15 protein-coding genes, 1 other RNA gene and 5 pseudogenes are annotated in these 11,767 nt (G+C 54.4%); 5 read left to right on the top strand and 16 right to left on the bottom strand.

Going from position 1 to position 11,767, the window contains the following annotated elements; translation table 11 throughout:
- Window positions 1-366: 366 nt before the first annotated feature.
- The 5 genes and pseudogenes from VSQ30_RS20050 to VSQ30_RS20030 form a co-directional block, all read right to left on the bottom strand.
- Window positions 367-999, bottom strand: coding sequence for an antirestriction protein ArdA (locus tag VSQ30_RS20050; protein WP_334466943.1), 633 nt, complete (start codon window positions 997-999; stop codon window positions 367-369).
- Window positions 999-1,340, bottom strand: coding sequence for a DUF7768 domain-containing protein (locus tag VSQ30_RS20045; protein WP_118021158.1), 342 nt, complete (start codon window positions 1,338-1,340; stop codon window positions 999-1,001). Before VSQ30_RS20045 ends, VSQ30_RS20050 begins: the two co-directional genes overlap by 1 nt.
- Before the next feature lie 286 nt (window positions 1,341-1,626).
- Window positions 1,627-3,081, bottom strand: coding sequence for a ParB/RepB/Spo0J family partition protein (locus VSQ30_RS20040; RefSeq protein WP_160567659.1), 1,455 nt, complete (start codon window positions 3,079-3,081; stop codon window positions 1,627-1,629).
- Between the two features lie 216 nt (window positions 3,082-3,297).
- Window positions 3,298-3,624, bottom strand: a pseudogene (gene tnpA, locus VSQ30_RS20035) (IS200/IS605 family transposase); the annotation flags it as partial.
- Between the two features lie 191 nt (window positions 3,625-3,815).
- Window positions 3,816-4,049, bottom strand: coding sequence for a cysteine-rich KTR domain-containing protein (locus tag VSQ30_RS20030; protein ID WP_160580207.1), 234 nt, complete (start codon window positions 4,047-4,049; stop codon window positions 3,816-3,818).
- A gap of 213 nt (window positions 4,050-4,262) precedes the next feature.
- Between VSQ30_RS20030 and VSQ30_RS20025 the strand changes: the two genes are divergently transcribed.
- The 3 genes and pseudogenes from VSQ30_RS20025 to VSQ30_RS20015 all read left to right on the top strand — a co-directional run bounded on the left by VSQ30_RS20025 (window position 4,263) and on the right by VSQ30_RS20015 (window position 5,445).
- A complete protein-coding gene (locus VSQ30_RS20025; protein ID WP_334466937.1) occupies window positions 4,263-4,442 on the top strand; it encodes a hypothetical protein in 180 nt (59 codons plus the stop codon).
- A gap of 269 nt (window positions 4,443-4,711) precedes the next feature.
- A pseudogene (locus tag VSQ30_RS20020) lies at window positions 4,712-5,155 on the top strand (VirD4-like conjugal transfer protein, CD1115 family); the annotation flags it as partial.
- Between the two features lie 100 nt (window positions 5,156-5,255).
- Window positions 5,256-5,445: pseudogene (locus tag VSQ30_RS20015) on the top strand (cysteine-rich KTR domain-containing protein).
- 325 nt (window positions 5,446-5,770) lie between these two features.
- On the opposite strand, the pseudogene VSQ30_RS20010 reads toward VSQ30_RS20015, so the two are convergent.
- From VSQ30_RS20010 to VSQ30_RS20835, 5 genes and pseudogenes are all read right to left on the bottom strand, one after another.
- A pseudogene (locus tag VSQ30_RS20010) lies at window positions 5,771-5,899 on the bottom strand (alanine racemase); the annotation flags it as partial.
- A complete protein-coding gene (locus tag VSQ30_RS20005; RefSeq protein WP_334466934.1) occupies window positions 5,899-6,369 on the bottom strand; it encodes a serine O-acetyltransferase in 471 nt (156 codons plus the stop codon). The gene VSQ30_RS20005 and the pseudogene VSQ30_RS20010, both read right to left, overlap by 1 nt.
- Complete coding sequence (locus VSQ30_RS20000) at window positions 6,366-6,902, bottom strand: M15 family metallopeptidase (RefSeq protein WP_334466931.1); 537 nt, start codon at window positions 6,900-6,902, stop codon at window positions 6,366-6,368. Before VSQ30_RS20000 ends, VSQ30_RS20005 begins: the two co-directional genes overlap by 4 nt.
- Window positions 6,899-7,963: a D-alanine--D-serine ligase VanG gene (gene vanG, locus VSQ30_RS19995; protein ID WP_502876334.1), complete on the bottom strand. Its 1,065-nt coding sequence runs from the start codon at window positions 7,961-7,963 to the stop codon at window positions 6,899-6,901. Before vanG ends, VSQ30_RS20000 begins: the two co-directional genes overlap by 4 nt.
- Window positions 7,949-8,257, bottom strand: a pseudogene (locus tag VSQ30_RS20835) (M15 family metallopeptidase); the annotation flags it as partial. The gene vanG and the pseudogene VSQ30_RS20835, both read right to left, overlap by 15 nt.
- 212 nt (window positions 8,258-8,469) lie before the next feature.
- Here VSQ30_RS20835 and VSQ30_RS19990 point away from each other — a divergent pair.
- Window positions 8,470-8,883, top strand: coding sequence for a hypothetical protein (locus tag VSQ30_RS19990; protein ID WP_334466925.1), 414 nt, complete (start codon window positions 8,470-8,472; stop codon window positions 8,881-8,883).
- 76 nt (window positions 8,884-8,959) lie between these two features.
- On the opposite strand, the gene VSQ30_RS19985 is transcribed toward VSQ30_RS19990, so the two are convergent.
- From VSQ30_RS19985 to VSQ30_RS19960, 6 genes are all read right to left on the bottom strand, one after another.
- The gene (locus VSQ30_RS19985) at window positions 8,960-9,112 is read right to left on the bottom strand and encodes a hypothetical protein (protein WP_334466922.1); all 153 of its coding nucleotides are present in this window, start codon (window positions 9,110-9,112) and stop codon (window positions 8,960-8,962) included.
- A gap of 13 nt (window positions 9,113-9,125) precedes the next feature.
- An RNA gene (locus VSQ30_RS19980) (hammerhead ribozyme type II) lies at window positions 9,126-9,214 on the bottom strand.
- Window positions 9,215-9,216: 2 nt separating this feature from the next.
- Window positions 9,217-9,372, bottom strand: coding sequence for a hypothetical protein (locus VSQ30_RS19975; RefSeq protein ID WP_166542245.1), 156 nt, complete (start codon window positions 9,370-9,372; stop codon window positions 9,217-9,219).
- A 163-nt stretch (window positions 9,373-9,535) separates the two neighbouring features.
- Entirely contained in the window at window positions 9,536-9,748 is a 213-nt protein-coding gene (locus VSQ30_RS19970; RefSeq protein ID WP_334466918.1) for a hypothetical protein, read from the bottom strand.
- A complete protein-coding gene (locus VSQ30_RS19965) occupies window positions 9,729-10,208 on the bottom strand; it encodes a gamma-glutamylcyclotransferase family protein (RefSeq protein WP_334466916.1) in 480 nt (159 codons plus the stop codon). Before VSQ30_RS19965 ends, VSQ30_RS19970 begins: the two co-directional genes overlap by 20 nt.
- 150 nt (window positions 10,209-10,358) lie before the next feature.
- Window positions 10,359-11,312 carry an amidoligase family protein gene (locus VSQ30_RS19960; RefSeq protein ID WP_334466914.1) on the bottom strand — a complete coding sequence of 318 codons (954 nt, stop codon included), beginning with the start codon at window positions 11,310-11,312 and terminating at the stop codon, window positions 10,359-10,361.
- A gap of 167 nt (window positions 11,313-11,479) precedes the next feature.
- Here VSQ30_RS19960 and VSQ30_RS19955 point away from each other — a divergent pair, with 167 nt between their 5' ends.
- On the top strand, window positions 11,480-11,728 hold the full coding sequence (locus VSQ30_RS19955) for a helix-turn-helix domain-containing protein (RefSeq protein ID WP_334466911.1): 249 nt from the start codon (window positions 11,480-11,482) through the stop codon (window positions 11,726-11,728).
- Window positions 11,729-11,767 lie beyond the last annotated feature (39 nt).

Raw genomic sequence — 11,767 nt, 5'->3', positions numbered from 1 at the left:
GGACGACAACCGTGCGACCATGGTGCGACAGGTTGTGGGACATGGAAACATATTGCCAGGAAAGGAAAGCTGGAAGTTTGTCGCACTGTCTCACCTATTTTTGAAAACTTTTAAAAGTAAGGAAAAATAGGTAGTGTATAGTATTGGGAAAAAGTTTTTTTGACAGGCTGCGACGGTGCGACAATGCGACAGCCAATCCGCATATCATGGCTCTGGTGTTATCATCCTCCCCTTTGTCCAAAGCCGCATCGTCCCGATGCCAGGAGCCGCCATGCCGTAATTTCACCTGAAAGGAGTGACCTGCCATGAGCCGCATATCCCTTGATACCCGCCTACAGACCCTGGAGGAAACGGGTTGCAGTGACCCTAGGCGGCCATCTGCTCCCGGATAGAAAGCTGGGGATAAGAAAACACCTTATGCTCGGCGGGGATGTCCTGGGGGCCGTGATAATATTCCCTAAAGTCTCCGCTGGTCTGAACCACATAGCCGCCTGGGGCCATGTGGCCGCCCTCGTTGATGGAGATGTCCCTGCCGTATGCCTCATAGTCGAAATAGTCTTTCAGTTCTTCCGGGATCGGCAAGTCCTCCGCCCAATAACGGCCCAAGTCCTCCTCATTTTCAATATCCGGGTAAAATTCAAAGCAATCCAGATTTTGCGTCAGATTGATAATATCTGCCACACTGGAGGTATGCGCCCCCGTATGGAGCACTGCCTCAAATTTTTCAAGTTCCCCTTGATCGAGTTCCGAGAGCAGGCAGGCCAGATGGTTAAGCTCGTCCAGATTTTCATATTCACCCAGATAGTCATAGAGCCCCAGCACATCGCCGTCAAAGCTGGTAATAAAAAATTCCTCATACCGTATGCCGTCCACGCCGATATGTTTCAGCAGCGTCTGCACCTCCTGGGGGCTGGTGGGAAATTCCAGTGTTTCTCCCACCAGCTCCCCCTCGTTGTATTTGCCGAGGTTGGTAATGTAAGCCTCAAACAAGGATGCCATCAGCGTTTGCCCTGGCCCTTGACGGTCAAAATGCCCTCAAGGGTGGTGGCGGTAATCCCCAGCCGCTGGGCCACGGCAATATCATTTTTCATGGCCTCGGTCATGCTGTGGCCGCATACCACCAGCACCCGGGAGCGGCGGAGCAGGTCACGGCCAATGTCAATGCCGCTTTTATGCTCCTCGGGTACTGCGTCATTGAGGAACAGCGGCAGATAGAGGGCGGGGCAGATCGGTGCAAAGCCCGCCTCATATACGGCCCGGCAATACTGGGCCGCCAGTTCTGCGTTTTCACTGTCGCCGCCAAACCATGCGGCGGTAATGTATGCAAGGGGTCGTTTCATAAGTAAAAACCTCCGTTCTATAATAAAATCGTTCAACCCTAACCCCCCGCCCTTTCCCAATCATGGGAAAGGGGGCGGCTCTGGAGGATATACCCCCCGCCGCTTGGCCGGAGATAGCACAGCCGGGGCAGGCCGTAAAGGGCAAGCCGCCGCAAGCGGCGGGGCCGTTGGCCCCCTTGACGGCCCGCTCCCGACTGCGCTTTTTTATCCCCGGCGACGGGGGATATATACCACCAGAGCCATCGCAGAGGGGCGGAGCCCCTCGGGACAAAATGTCTCGAAGTGGTTACTTGTCTTTTTCCATTTTCTTCGGGGCCTTTGCCAGCTCGGGCGGCTGTTTCTGTTTCCACTCGTCCAGCAGGCCGATGATCTGCTCTTTCATTTTGGCCGGAGTAACCTCCTTGCCGAAATACTTTTCCAGTTCAGCGGTTGAAATAATCACGCCTCGATCCTCCTTTTTCTTTTCTGATAAGATACCGTCAATCACATCGCCGTTGAGCTTGCCCTCCTGATCCAGCTCCCGGAGCTTTTTCGCCTGGGCCACCGAGGGGGACGCCTGCTCCCCGTCAATGGAAACGGCGATCAGCCTCTGGTTTTTGGGCTTGATATAGGAGAGCTCCACGGCGGGCATAAAGCCCATCTTTTTATCGTCCACCTTGTCCAGCAGTTCCGGCACAAGGGAGTTGAGCCGCAGATAGCGCATGACTTTTTTATAGTTCATGTCATGGGCCTCGCCCACGATCTCCACGGAACGCTTGCCAATGTCGCCCTCGGCAACATTTTTCAGCCGCCCGCCCTGGTGCTTGATGTCCTCCACTTCCAAATCCAGCAGGGCGGCCAGTTCGCTGGGGAGCGTCTGATCCCGCTGTTTGTTGCTGTCTTTCATGGCCTGGACAGCCTCGTGGTCGCTCATATCCCGGACGATAAAGGGCATTTCCAAAAGCCCGGCCAGTTCACTGCCCCGGCAGCGGCGGTGGCCCGCCACAATCTCATAGCCGTTTCCGTCCTTTTCCGGGCGGGCAAGGCCCGGCACCATCACGCCGTTTGCCTTAATGGATGCCACTGTTTCCTGCATTTTGGCATCGTCCCGCACCTTAAACGGATGGGGCCGGAATGTATGGAACGGATGCATCTCGGAAAGTTTCAGATACATGAGCTTGCCTTCCTCCACCGGACGGGGAGGGGCGGCTGGCCCAGGCGGAGCCTGCTCCGGGGCGGCGGCCTCCTTTTCGGGAGCCGTTTTCCCAGCCTTTGGGGGAGTTTTGGCGTCCGGGGCTTTCCCGTCACTTCGGGACACTTTGTCTCGCTTGGACGGCTGGGCCTCGCCGGGGGCCGCCTTGTCAGCCTTGGGCGGGCGGCCCTTGCGGGGCTTTGCCGCCTCCTTGCCAGCGGGCTCCGTTTTATCCTCCTTCGGGGAACGGCTACGGCGGGGCTTTTTCTGTTCGCCAGCGGCGGGCTGTTCCGCCTCACCGGGAGTCTGCTCCTTTGCGGGGGCATCCCCGGCTTTCTCTACCTCAGCCTGGGCCGCCTTTCGCTTTTCGCCCATGAGCTCATTGATCTGCTCAAAGGACACTACCACATCGCCGGGATCGGGCTTTGCGGGCCCGGCCTGTTCCTGCTGAGGTGTGGGAGCGGCGGCCTGTTCGGGAGCCAGGGCCTGGGGCTGGCCAGCCGTTACAGCCTCGGGAGCCTCCGGGATTTTTTTCTCACCGGGGCCCGTGTTCAATTTGTCATCTGCCATTCATTAACCTCCTTTTCGTTAAAATTGCACAAATTTCAGGCTTAAATTTCTGTAATTATTTTTTGCCTCCTTCCCATCTATCCACGCAAAAAAGCCGCCCGGTTTTGATGGCCGGACGGCCTTTCAGCGTAATGTGATAGATCAAATATTATTTTTGTTGTTGGTAGGCTCCGAAAAGCCTTGTATTTGCGGTTTTCCTAATTTATATGGCCCTTAATATCCTTTGGCCCAGAATACTCTACGCCCATATTTGTATTTCAAGTTCGCATGTCTCTCAAATATCATCAGGGTACTCTTCCCTTTCAGATATCCCATAAATTCTCCCACGCTCAACTTTGGCGGTATAGAAAGCAGCATGTGGATATGATCGAGCATTGCATGGGCTTCTATGATTTCCACATGCTTGTATTCACATAGCTTCCTCAGGATTTTCCCTATATCTGCCCGCAGTTTCCCATATACTACTTTCCTGCGATACTTTGGTACGATCACAATGTGGTATTGACATTTCCATTTTGTATGTGATAAACTTTGCTCGTCCATTTGGACTGACTTCCTTTGATTTTTGTGCGGTTGGCGTTACCCGCTTCCATTATATCAAAGGAGGTCTTTTTTTATAATCAACGCTATCGCTTTCTTCGGTCTCCGCCGGCATAGCCGGTGGTTGCTCTTATAACAGAAAAGAGCCCGTATCCTCGATAGAGGATGCAGGCTCTCCATATAATACGATTGGCTCATTTTTTAACAATCATCTTGAATTGTACAACATCTATCAGCATTTCTTTCCTGCATTTTGGACAGAATAGGGGGAAGTTCACAAGGACGGTGTCCTGATACACTTTATTGCGTGTTTTGCCTCCACATGAGGGACAATGTATCCATCTCGATTTCTGCTGTTTCTTCTGCAAGTGTACATCCCCACTTTCTCTTTGCGCAGCTCTGCGACTAAGCGACTGGCTTTTGCGCATTACATTTTATTAAAAAATCAAGTAAATGAGCAACTATCCCCGCAAAATAAAGCATTTCCCCGCATTTCTTGAGGATTGCACCCCCTATTTACTACTTATTTACTACTGGGGAATGAGCCTTGATACGGTAAAATACCAAGAAATGCAAAGTTACAGTTTTGACCGAACTTCCCCATAACGGTATAATGAAGCCAAGAAAGGACGGTGGACGGAATGAGGGAAAAGACCACTCACTTATATGTAGACAGCAGGGAGCGGACATTACTTTTACATAGCCTTGTGGAGCTGAAAAACCAGCTCATACAGCAGGGCAGATATGGGGACTGCGTTGACGAGCTTATCTTCAAGGTAGCCAACGCCCCGATAAAGAAAGTGAAAATCGAATATGTCTAAGGCACATCACCATGAAGCCGCTTATTCTTATGGATTTTAAGAGTAAGCGGCTTTTTTGCGTCCTGCGTCCTCTGGTACAGTTACATAGCCGCCTTGACAAAGCGGCTAAATCTATGCGAAAGGAGGACGCACCCTATGTCAAATTGCAAAGTAATCGCTTTAACCAACCAGAAAGGAACGCCCCACCGACCCCGTGGACGAGCTGATTGAAACGGTGGCTACGGCTAAAAGCAAAAAGGTAAAAGTCGCACCCTGCAAGTGCCGATGCCATGAGGAACGGTGACGACCAGAAAACAGCCGTAATCCTTGCCGCCTGCGGCATCATCCCTGTCGTGTGGCTTGCCCTGCTGACCGCACCCTATGTCAGCGGCGGCATCGTGGAGATAATGAACGGTCTGACCGTGGCAATCAATAACCCGTTTTCCATAACGGTGTGCGAGGACAGTTTAAGGACTGTCCTTATTTTTCTGCTTGCCTACGGCATGGGCGTCGGGATTTATCTCTCCACACGCAGGAACTACCGCAAGGGCGAGGAACACGGCTCTGCAAAATGGGGCAATGCAGGTACGCTCAACAAGAAGTACCGAGATAAGGACGCATCGGAAAACAAGCTGCTGACCCAGAATGTCCGCATCGGGCTGAACGGGAAGAAACACAGGAGAAATCTGAATATCCTCGTGTGCGGCGGCAGCGGTGCGGGAAAAACACGCTTTATTGCTTGTATCGTAATGGGACTAATTATTTTAATTATGGCAGCTCTAAATGGATATGTTGGCTTAAAAACTCCTGTTTTGTAATATGGGAGGTGATGTAATGGCAGATACTCAATGGATACTATGTCCAATTTGTAAAAACAAAACCCGCATTATGATACGGAAAGATACAGAGCTTAAAAACTTTCCACTCTTTTGTCCAAAGTGCAAGCAAGAAAGTTTGATACGAGTAAAAAAGTGTCATATTACAGTCATTAAAGAGCCAGACGCATAAGACGCAGAGCCGATGAACAAGTGAGCAATCACAGGTTCATCGGCTCTGTTCTTTATATGAATATAAATTGGACAAGCCCACCGAATAAAAAAAACGATGTTTCGGTGAGCCGTTTTGCTATGCCTTAAGCACTCTCCGACTTCGCTTTTGAAGTTTGGAGGGATTTTTATTGTCTGCAAGCAACAACTTCTACTTACATATACCATACCAAGGATGGGCGGATAACCTGCTAAAAAAATCCTCGTCAACATATGGGGGCTTTGTACCTCGAAAGTAGAAATCAAATCTCTATACAATAGAAATATATTCTCCTTAAACCGTAAAGGTGTGGTAACGGCCCCGTGTCCATATGCGTTGGCCTTGAGGACGGGCATCAGCGCGCAGCCGGGGGGCAGGCGCTTTCTCAGGGCTTCCACGTTGTGGCGCAGGGCGGCGCGGTCGAGCTCTATCCAGGCACGGCTTTTCTCCATCATCGCTTGCCCTCCTTTACAATCACCCTGGCGGGCTGGGCCACCACCGTGGCGCGGCTGGGGATATCGGTACTGACCACCGCACCCGCGCCTATTTTTACATAATCTCCGATTTTAATACTGCCCACCAGCACGGCCCCGGCCCCTATCAGGCAGTGTTCGCCGATCTCTGGCGCTTTGCCGTCCACCTCGCCGATAGTGACGTTGTGGTAGATGCAGCAGCCCCCTCCGATTTTTGCGTACCGGGAGATATACACCCCGTGTAGCCCGTGGGGCAGCAGCGGCTCCTCCCAGAATTTGGCTCCGTTGCCGATATAACCCCCGTGGCGGTGGGCCATCCGGTTCAGGAGAAAGGTCAGGATATCCCGGCAGATTTTGCCTTCGCACCGCTCCCGCCACCAGAACAGCGACCAATAAAAACCCATATAGTCCCCCTTTGACCATGCAGCAATTTTTTCCCGTGTACTCATGCCAGGTATTCCTCCAGGCAGAGCCCCTGTTGGGCCATGCTTTCCGCATGGGGTGCGCCCACATAGCGGAAGTGCCAGGGTTCGTGGGCGATGCCGGTGACGTGTTCCTTCCCCGCCGGGTAGCGCTCAATAAAGCCATAGGCAGGGGCCAGCTCCCGAAAGCGCTGGCAGATACCCTCATAAGGAAAGTCGGGGCGGATGAAATCTACACTTGCTCCCCGCAGGCCCAGGTCGATGGCAAGGCCGGTCTGGTGCTCACTGTGGCCGGGCAGGGCCACGAATTGCCTTGTGAACTCCCGCCCGTTGTCCCGAAGGGAATCCAGGTATATCTTCCGCTGATCCGTAAAGGAGCGCCAGCCGCTTACCGGGACGATATCTCTCCAGCAGCCCAGCTTTTCCATAAGCCGGGAGAGAGCGTTGACTGCCTCCCGCTCCAGGAGGATGTGGGCGAAAGCCGGGAAGACGGGGGCCAGATCCTGCCGGATGCTCATGGTATAGGGGTTCTGCCGGTTTACTAAAATCAGGCTGTTCATTTCCCCACCGCCAATCCAATCACTGTGGAGACTACCTGTCCCAAGTCCAGCCCCACCGCCTCCATCATGCGGGGAAACCGGCTGTGCTCGGTAAAGCCGGGGATAGTGTTCACCTCGTTGAACACTATCTGTCCGTCCGGGGTCAGAAACATATCCACTCTTGCAAAGCCCCGGCACCCCAGGGCCCGGTAGACAGTCTGGGCGGTCTGCTTCACCTGCTCCGCCGTGTCTCTTGGGATGCGCGCTGGGACGTGGATAGCGGAGGTCTTGAGGGTATACTTCTCCGTGTAGTCGAAGAACCCGTCCTCCAGCTCTATCTCATCCACTTCGCCCACGGTGAGGCTGTCATTTCCCATGACGGCGCATCCCACCTCGAAACCGGGAACGGCTTCCTCCAGGATGATTTCCCGGTCGTACTGGCTGGCAAGGGCCACGGCGGCGGGAAGGCTCCCCCTGTCTGCCACCCGCGTAATGCCAAAGGATGACCCAGCCCTCACGGGCTTTACAAACAGCGGGTAGCCGATCTGCTCCGCCAGAGCGTGTGCGGCCTCCATTCCCTGGTCCCTTCCCAGCACCAGGGAGTGGGGAACTTCTATCCCCGCCGCCCGGACTATCTGGTGGGCCCGGTGCTTATCCATGCACAGGGCTGAAGCCAACACCCCGCAGCCCACGATGGGAACGCCCATCAGCTGGGCCAGCCCCTGCACCGTGCCGTCCTCGCCGTTTTTGCCGTGGAGGACGGGGAAGGCCGCGTCTACGTGAATCTCTGTGATATGGTTGTCCGTGCATTTGTAAAGCACAGGCTCCCGGCGGTCTGGAGAGATGGTAACCGGGGCACAGTTCTCCCCAGTATGCCAAGTGTTGGCAGCAATCTCCTGGGCGCTGCCCTCAAAGCAGTACCAGTCCCCCTGCCGGGTGATGCCGATGGGGATGGGTGTGTACCGCTCCCTGTCCATGTTCTTTATCACGGCAAGGGCGGATTGCAGTGACACCTCATACTCCGGCGAGCAGCCGCCGAACAGCACAGCGATGTTTAACTTCCCTACTTCTCCCCCTTTCATTTCCACATATTCCTCCAAACAAAGCCCCTGCTCATACATCTCCGTGGCGGCCTCCACCCCTACATAGCGGTAGTGCCAGACCTCCTCCACCGTGCCGGTAGTATCTGTCTTATCCCCCGGATAGCGGAAGATAAATCCATACTTATAGCTGTTCTCCTGGAGCCAGATGAATACATCATAGGTTGCCCCCTCCACGTCCACCGCCAAGCCAAGCTGATGCTCGCTGGTACCCGGGACAGCCACCCACTTGCCCGCTTCAGCTTTAGCCTCCTCCTCTGAATAGCCCCGGGATTTGTACTTGTTTACCTCGGCGTCATTCCGTGGCTTTCCGCAATGGTGGGACTGCCCTGGACAGCACATGGCGTGGTGTGTTCGTTCTACCTCAACATGGCGAAGTCCGATCATAAGGAGGGCGGCATCACCTTTGAGAGCGCAAAAGCTTCAAGCTTTGCTAATAGCTTTTTGACAGACGAAAACAACAGCCCCGTGGGCTAGGAGGTATCTGTATGAATGAATTTTTGACAACCCTGCTGCAAGCGATCCTGGTGGCCGCCGTGCCGGTGTGCGCGGCGTTCCTGGGCAAAGGGCTCAAGGTCCTTGCCAACTACCTGGGCCAGAAGTCCGAGAGCGACACAGTGAAAATGTACATGGAGGCCATAGCTGACGCGGTGGCCACCGCCGTGACGTACACCAGCCAGATGTATGTGGACAAGCTGAAGGAGACCGGGCAGTTCACCAAAGAGAACCAGCGGGAGGCCCTGGGAATTGCGGTGGCCCAGGCTAAGAACCTGTTGACCGCCGAGGCTGCGGCCTTTCTTGAGAGCGCCTATGGTGATTTGAATGAGTACCTGCAGAGCCGCATCGAGGCGGAAGTACGCAACCAGAAGATGGGCGTGGGCACTTTTACGCTGAGCGCATAAGGACATACGAAAGCCCCCGGCTTTCCCGGGCCGATATTTCGGCGGGGAGGGCCGGGGGCTTTTTTATTTTCCGGGCCTATTTCTCAAAGTAGATGCTATACACGGCCTCGGCTATTTCATTGTAGCAATTCCTCTGGCCGCGCTCAATCGCGTTTTGAAGCATTTTAGTCGCCATCTCGGAAGCCTCTTTGTGCTCACAAATTTTTGTGATTTTTTCATACGTTGTCATGATATTCATCCTTTCTGGCCTGCCATCTTCAGCACCGGGAGGCCGTCCCTCAGTGGACGCCCCTTGACGTTGGCTGCGCCAAGTCGGGGGAGCGTTTCGGCGTTTTATTTTCTATAGGCGAGTTTAAAAAGGTCGTTTTCGTGAAGTTCCCGGTCTTGCTCCTCCTGTTCAAAAAGGATTGCCCTCAGTTCCCGCACGGTTAGATTCTGATTGTCGATTTCGGTAAGGGCCTGCCTCAATTCGCGGATTGTAACTTTCATTCTTTGTGTTCCCCTTTCCTTTAGCTTGTCCCTATATTACCATACACATGCATAGAATGCAAGAGGCTAAGGCGCACAAACATTCGCCGGGTTTCCTGGTGGTAATGGCAGCAAAAAAGGAGCGGCCCACGAGTTGGCTCGCCAACTCGACCGCTCCATGCCTTTACTCCTGCTCCTCCTGATATCGGTGTATATTCCCCAGAATGTGATCCTGCTCCTCTTGGCTCAAGCCCAGCCCCTCCAGGGCCTCGCGGGTGCCGCAGTCCGGGCAGATAAGCTGTGTGCTGTCCCGAGAGATCGCAGGGGCGCCTCGGTAGGGCTTGCCGCATTTGGGGCAGACGGTTAGCTGGAACACGTTATCCATTTCTTCTTTCAAGCGCCATCACCTCCCTTGTGTACGCCCTGGCCTCCAGCAGCGCCTCGGGGTTAAAGCCAAAGTCCCGGTAGCCTACCTCGCAGATGTCCATATACCGGGTGGTAGGCAGTCCCGCCAGATGCCCATCGTTCATGAGATAAACAAAAGCCTCCACTTGCCGCTCCTGCGCCGTTTTAAGACCGGTATAGGCGATGGCAAGGGTTTCTTTGCGGTAGAACACAGGATAGCCCTCGTAGCGGTCCAGAGCCGCCTCGTCGGCCTTTGTGACAGTCCACACGGCCACCGGCACAGTGCAGCCGGGGGCGGGTTCGATGGTGAGGTAGTTCCCGGATCCGCTCCCACGGAAAAGCAGCCGCCAGCCCTCCAGCTTGGCGGTGCCCACAGGCCGGGCATTGGGGCAGCGGTATTCCATCTGCTCCCGGTTCAGATTGCTTCCATAAGCAAGGTAGTATTTTTTCATGATTCAACATTCCTTTCAAGTTTATTATATCATACTTGCCAAAGTTGAAAAACGGAGTTTTTCAATCTTTTTACCACGTCGAAAGCCCGCTCTTAGGCGGGTTCTCGGCATGGGCATAGCAGTTAACTACGTTAACTGCACCTAAGTCCTTCAAGCGGCTGGGCGGCTGGTGTGCCGGAAAGCGGTATCGCCGCTCAAGCGCCGGGTGAGGATTTCCCGGGCCGTTTTGAATTCCTCACCGATGAAGCCCAGGCGGAGCAGCCAAGTCCGCATTGCGTACCGGGGGTTTTCGTTCTGTTGGGGCCGGGGGCTGGCGCTTTTCGCTACCTTAGCCATCTGGCTCAGGGCCAGGCACAGCTGGATGTAGGTCTTTAGCTGGCCGGCGTGGATCCCGCCCTTACGGCCCTCGCCAGGGTTGTCGAACTGGAAAAGCCGGAATTCAACCGTGCCGTGGGTGAAGGTGGCGTGGAGGTTCAGCATATGGTAGCGGCTGTCGTTGTAGTGGGCGCTGCGGCGGTAATCAGCATTCTGGCTTTTATACCACACATCGGACAGAGCTGCCATCGTGCTGGGCTTTTCCCGGTTGAGCCGCTCCAGGAAACGGGGGTCAACCGTTTTGCAGTAGGTGCCCATCCGATAGTGGTCGAGATTCAGGGCGCTGGCCAAGAGGCCCTCGTGGCTGGCCATCAGGTTCGCCAGGTTCCGCAAGGTAGCAGCATCATGGCCATTGGCTCCGATATGAATGTGCACTCCGCAGCCGTGGGCCGGGTTGCTGACCGCCCCAGCGTGGCGAAGCTGGCGGGCGATTTCCTGTAGGTCCTCCAGGTCGTCATAGGTAAGGATGGGGGTGCCAAGTTCGGCCTTTTTGATATCGGAGCTAGCGCTGATGCTCACGTCCCGTGTGATTTTCCACACCCGGCCCTGCTGGTCTTGACAACTCCAGGAATCGTAACTGCCGCAATCGTGCCGAACAGTGCGCTCGGTGCCGAAATATTTTGCTACCACCTTAGCGGCATTCTGCCGGGTGATCCCCGCCATTTCGATTTCCACGCCGATGGTTTGTTTCTTCATGTCCTCGACCATTTTAGCAAGTTTCGCGTTCATTTTGTTTACCTCCGTGGTTTGATTGTGTCTGTATATTGCCATACACACGCACTGAATACAAGCCGCTAAGGCGCACAAACATTCGGTTAGTTTCCTGGTGCATATGCCGGCTTGACTTTTGCCATACATACGCATATAATAGAGTGAAATGGGAGGAGGGGGCCTTTATGCCAAGACTGTCCGCAGCCGCAAACACAACGCCTATAGGCAAGAAGTGCCTGGAGATGGGGATCTCCCGGTCGGAGCTTTCCCGCCGGAGCGGGGTGCCTTTGCCGACGCTGGACGCTTGGGGCCGTAGGACGCGGCTCCCCAGAGACGTGTATCAGCTTTACAAAGTGGCCCAGGTGCTGGGGTGCCGCATCGAGGATATCATCGAGCCGAAGCTTGCTGAAGCAGAGGAAAGCAGAGACGAATAAAGGAGGAAACAATTCACATATGGATGAAATAGCCACCAG

Origin of the sequence: Acutalibacter sp. JLR.KK004, assembly GCF_036941085.1 — a bacterium.
GTDB lineage: Bacteria > Bacillota > Clostridia > Oscillospirales > Acutalibacteraceae > Acutalibacter.
This window is presented reverse-complemented; position numbering and strand designations above follow the sequence as displayed.

Excerpts from the sequence above, each read along its gene's own strand:
- VSQ30_RS20050 (WP_334466943.1), bottom strand. The coding sequence starts at position 999 with ATGGCATCCTTGTTTGAGGCTTACATTACCAACCTCGGCAAATACAAC.
- VSQ30_RS20045 (WP_118021158.1), bottom strand. The coding sequence starts at position 1,340 with ATGAAACGACCCCTTGCATACATTACCGCCGCATGGTTTGGCGGCGAC.
- VSQ30_RS20040 (WP_160567659.1), bottom strand. The coding sequence starts at position 3,081 with ATGGCAGATGACAAATTGAACACGGGCCCCGGTGAGAAAAAAATCCCG.
- VSQ30_RS20030 (WP_160580207.1), bottom strand. The coding sequence starts at position 4,049 with ATGCGCAAAAGCCAGTCGCTTAGTCGCAGAGCTGCGCAAAGAGAAAGT.
- VSQ30_RS20025 (WP_334466937.1), top strand. The coding sequence starts at position 4,263 with ATGAGGGAAAAGACCACTCACTTATATGTAGACAGCAGGGAGCGGACA.
- VSQ30_RS20005 (WP_334466934.1), bottom strand. The coding sequence starts at position 6,369 with ATGAGTACACGGGAAAAAATTGCTGCATGGTCAAAGGGGGACTATATG.
- VSQ30_RS20000 (WP_334466931.1), bottom strand. The coding sequence starts at position 6,902 with ATGAACAGCCTGATTTTAGTAAACCGGCAGAACCCCTATACCATGAGC.
- vanG (WP_502876334.1), bottom strand. The coding sequence starts at position 7,963 with ATGAAAGGGGGAGAAGTAGGGAAGTTAAACATCGCTGTGCTGTTCGGC.
- VSQ30_RS19990 (WP_334466925.1), top strand. The coding sequence starts at position 8,470 with ATGAATGAATTTTTGACAACCCTGCTGCAAGCGATCCTGGTGGCCGCC.
- VSQ30_RS19985 (WP_334466922.1), bottom strand. The coding sequence starts at position 9,112 with ATGACAACGTATGAAAAAATCACAAAAATTTGTGAGCACAAAGAGGCT.
- VSQ30_RS19975 (WP_166542245.1), bottom strand. The coding sequence starts at position 9,372 with ATGAAAGTTACAATCCGCGAATTGAGGCAGGCCCTTACCGAAATCGAC.
- VSQ30_RS19965 (WP_334466916.1), bottom strand. The coding sequence starts at position 10,208 with ATGAAAAAATACTACCTTGCTTATGGAAGCAATCTGAACCGGGAGCAG.
- VSQ30_RS19960 (WP_334466914.1), bottom strand. The coding sequence starts at position 11,312 with ATGAACGCGAAACTTGCTAAAATGGTCGAGGACATGAAGAAACAAACC.
- VSQ30_RS19955 (WP_334466911.1), top strand. The coding sequence starts at position 11,480 with ATGCCAAGACTGTCCGCAGCCGCAAACACAACGCCTATAGGCAAGAAG.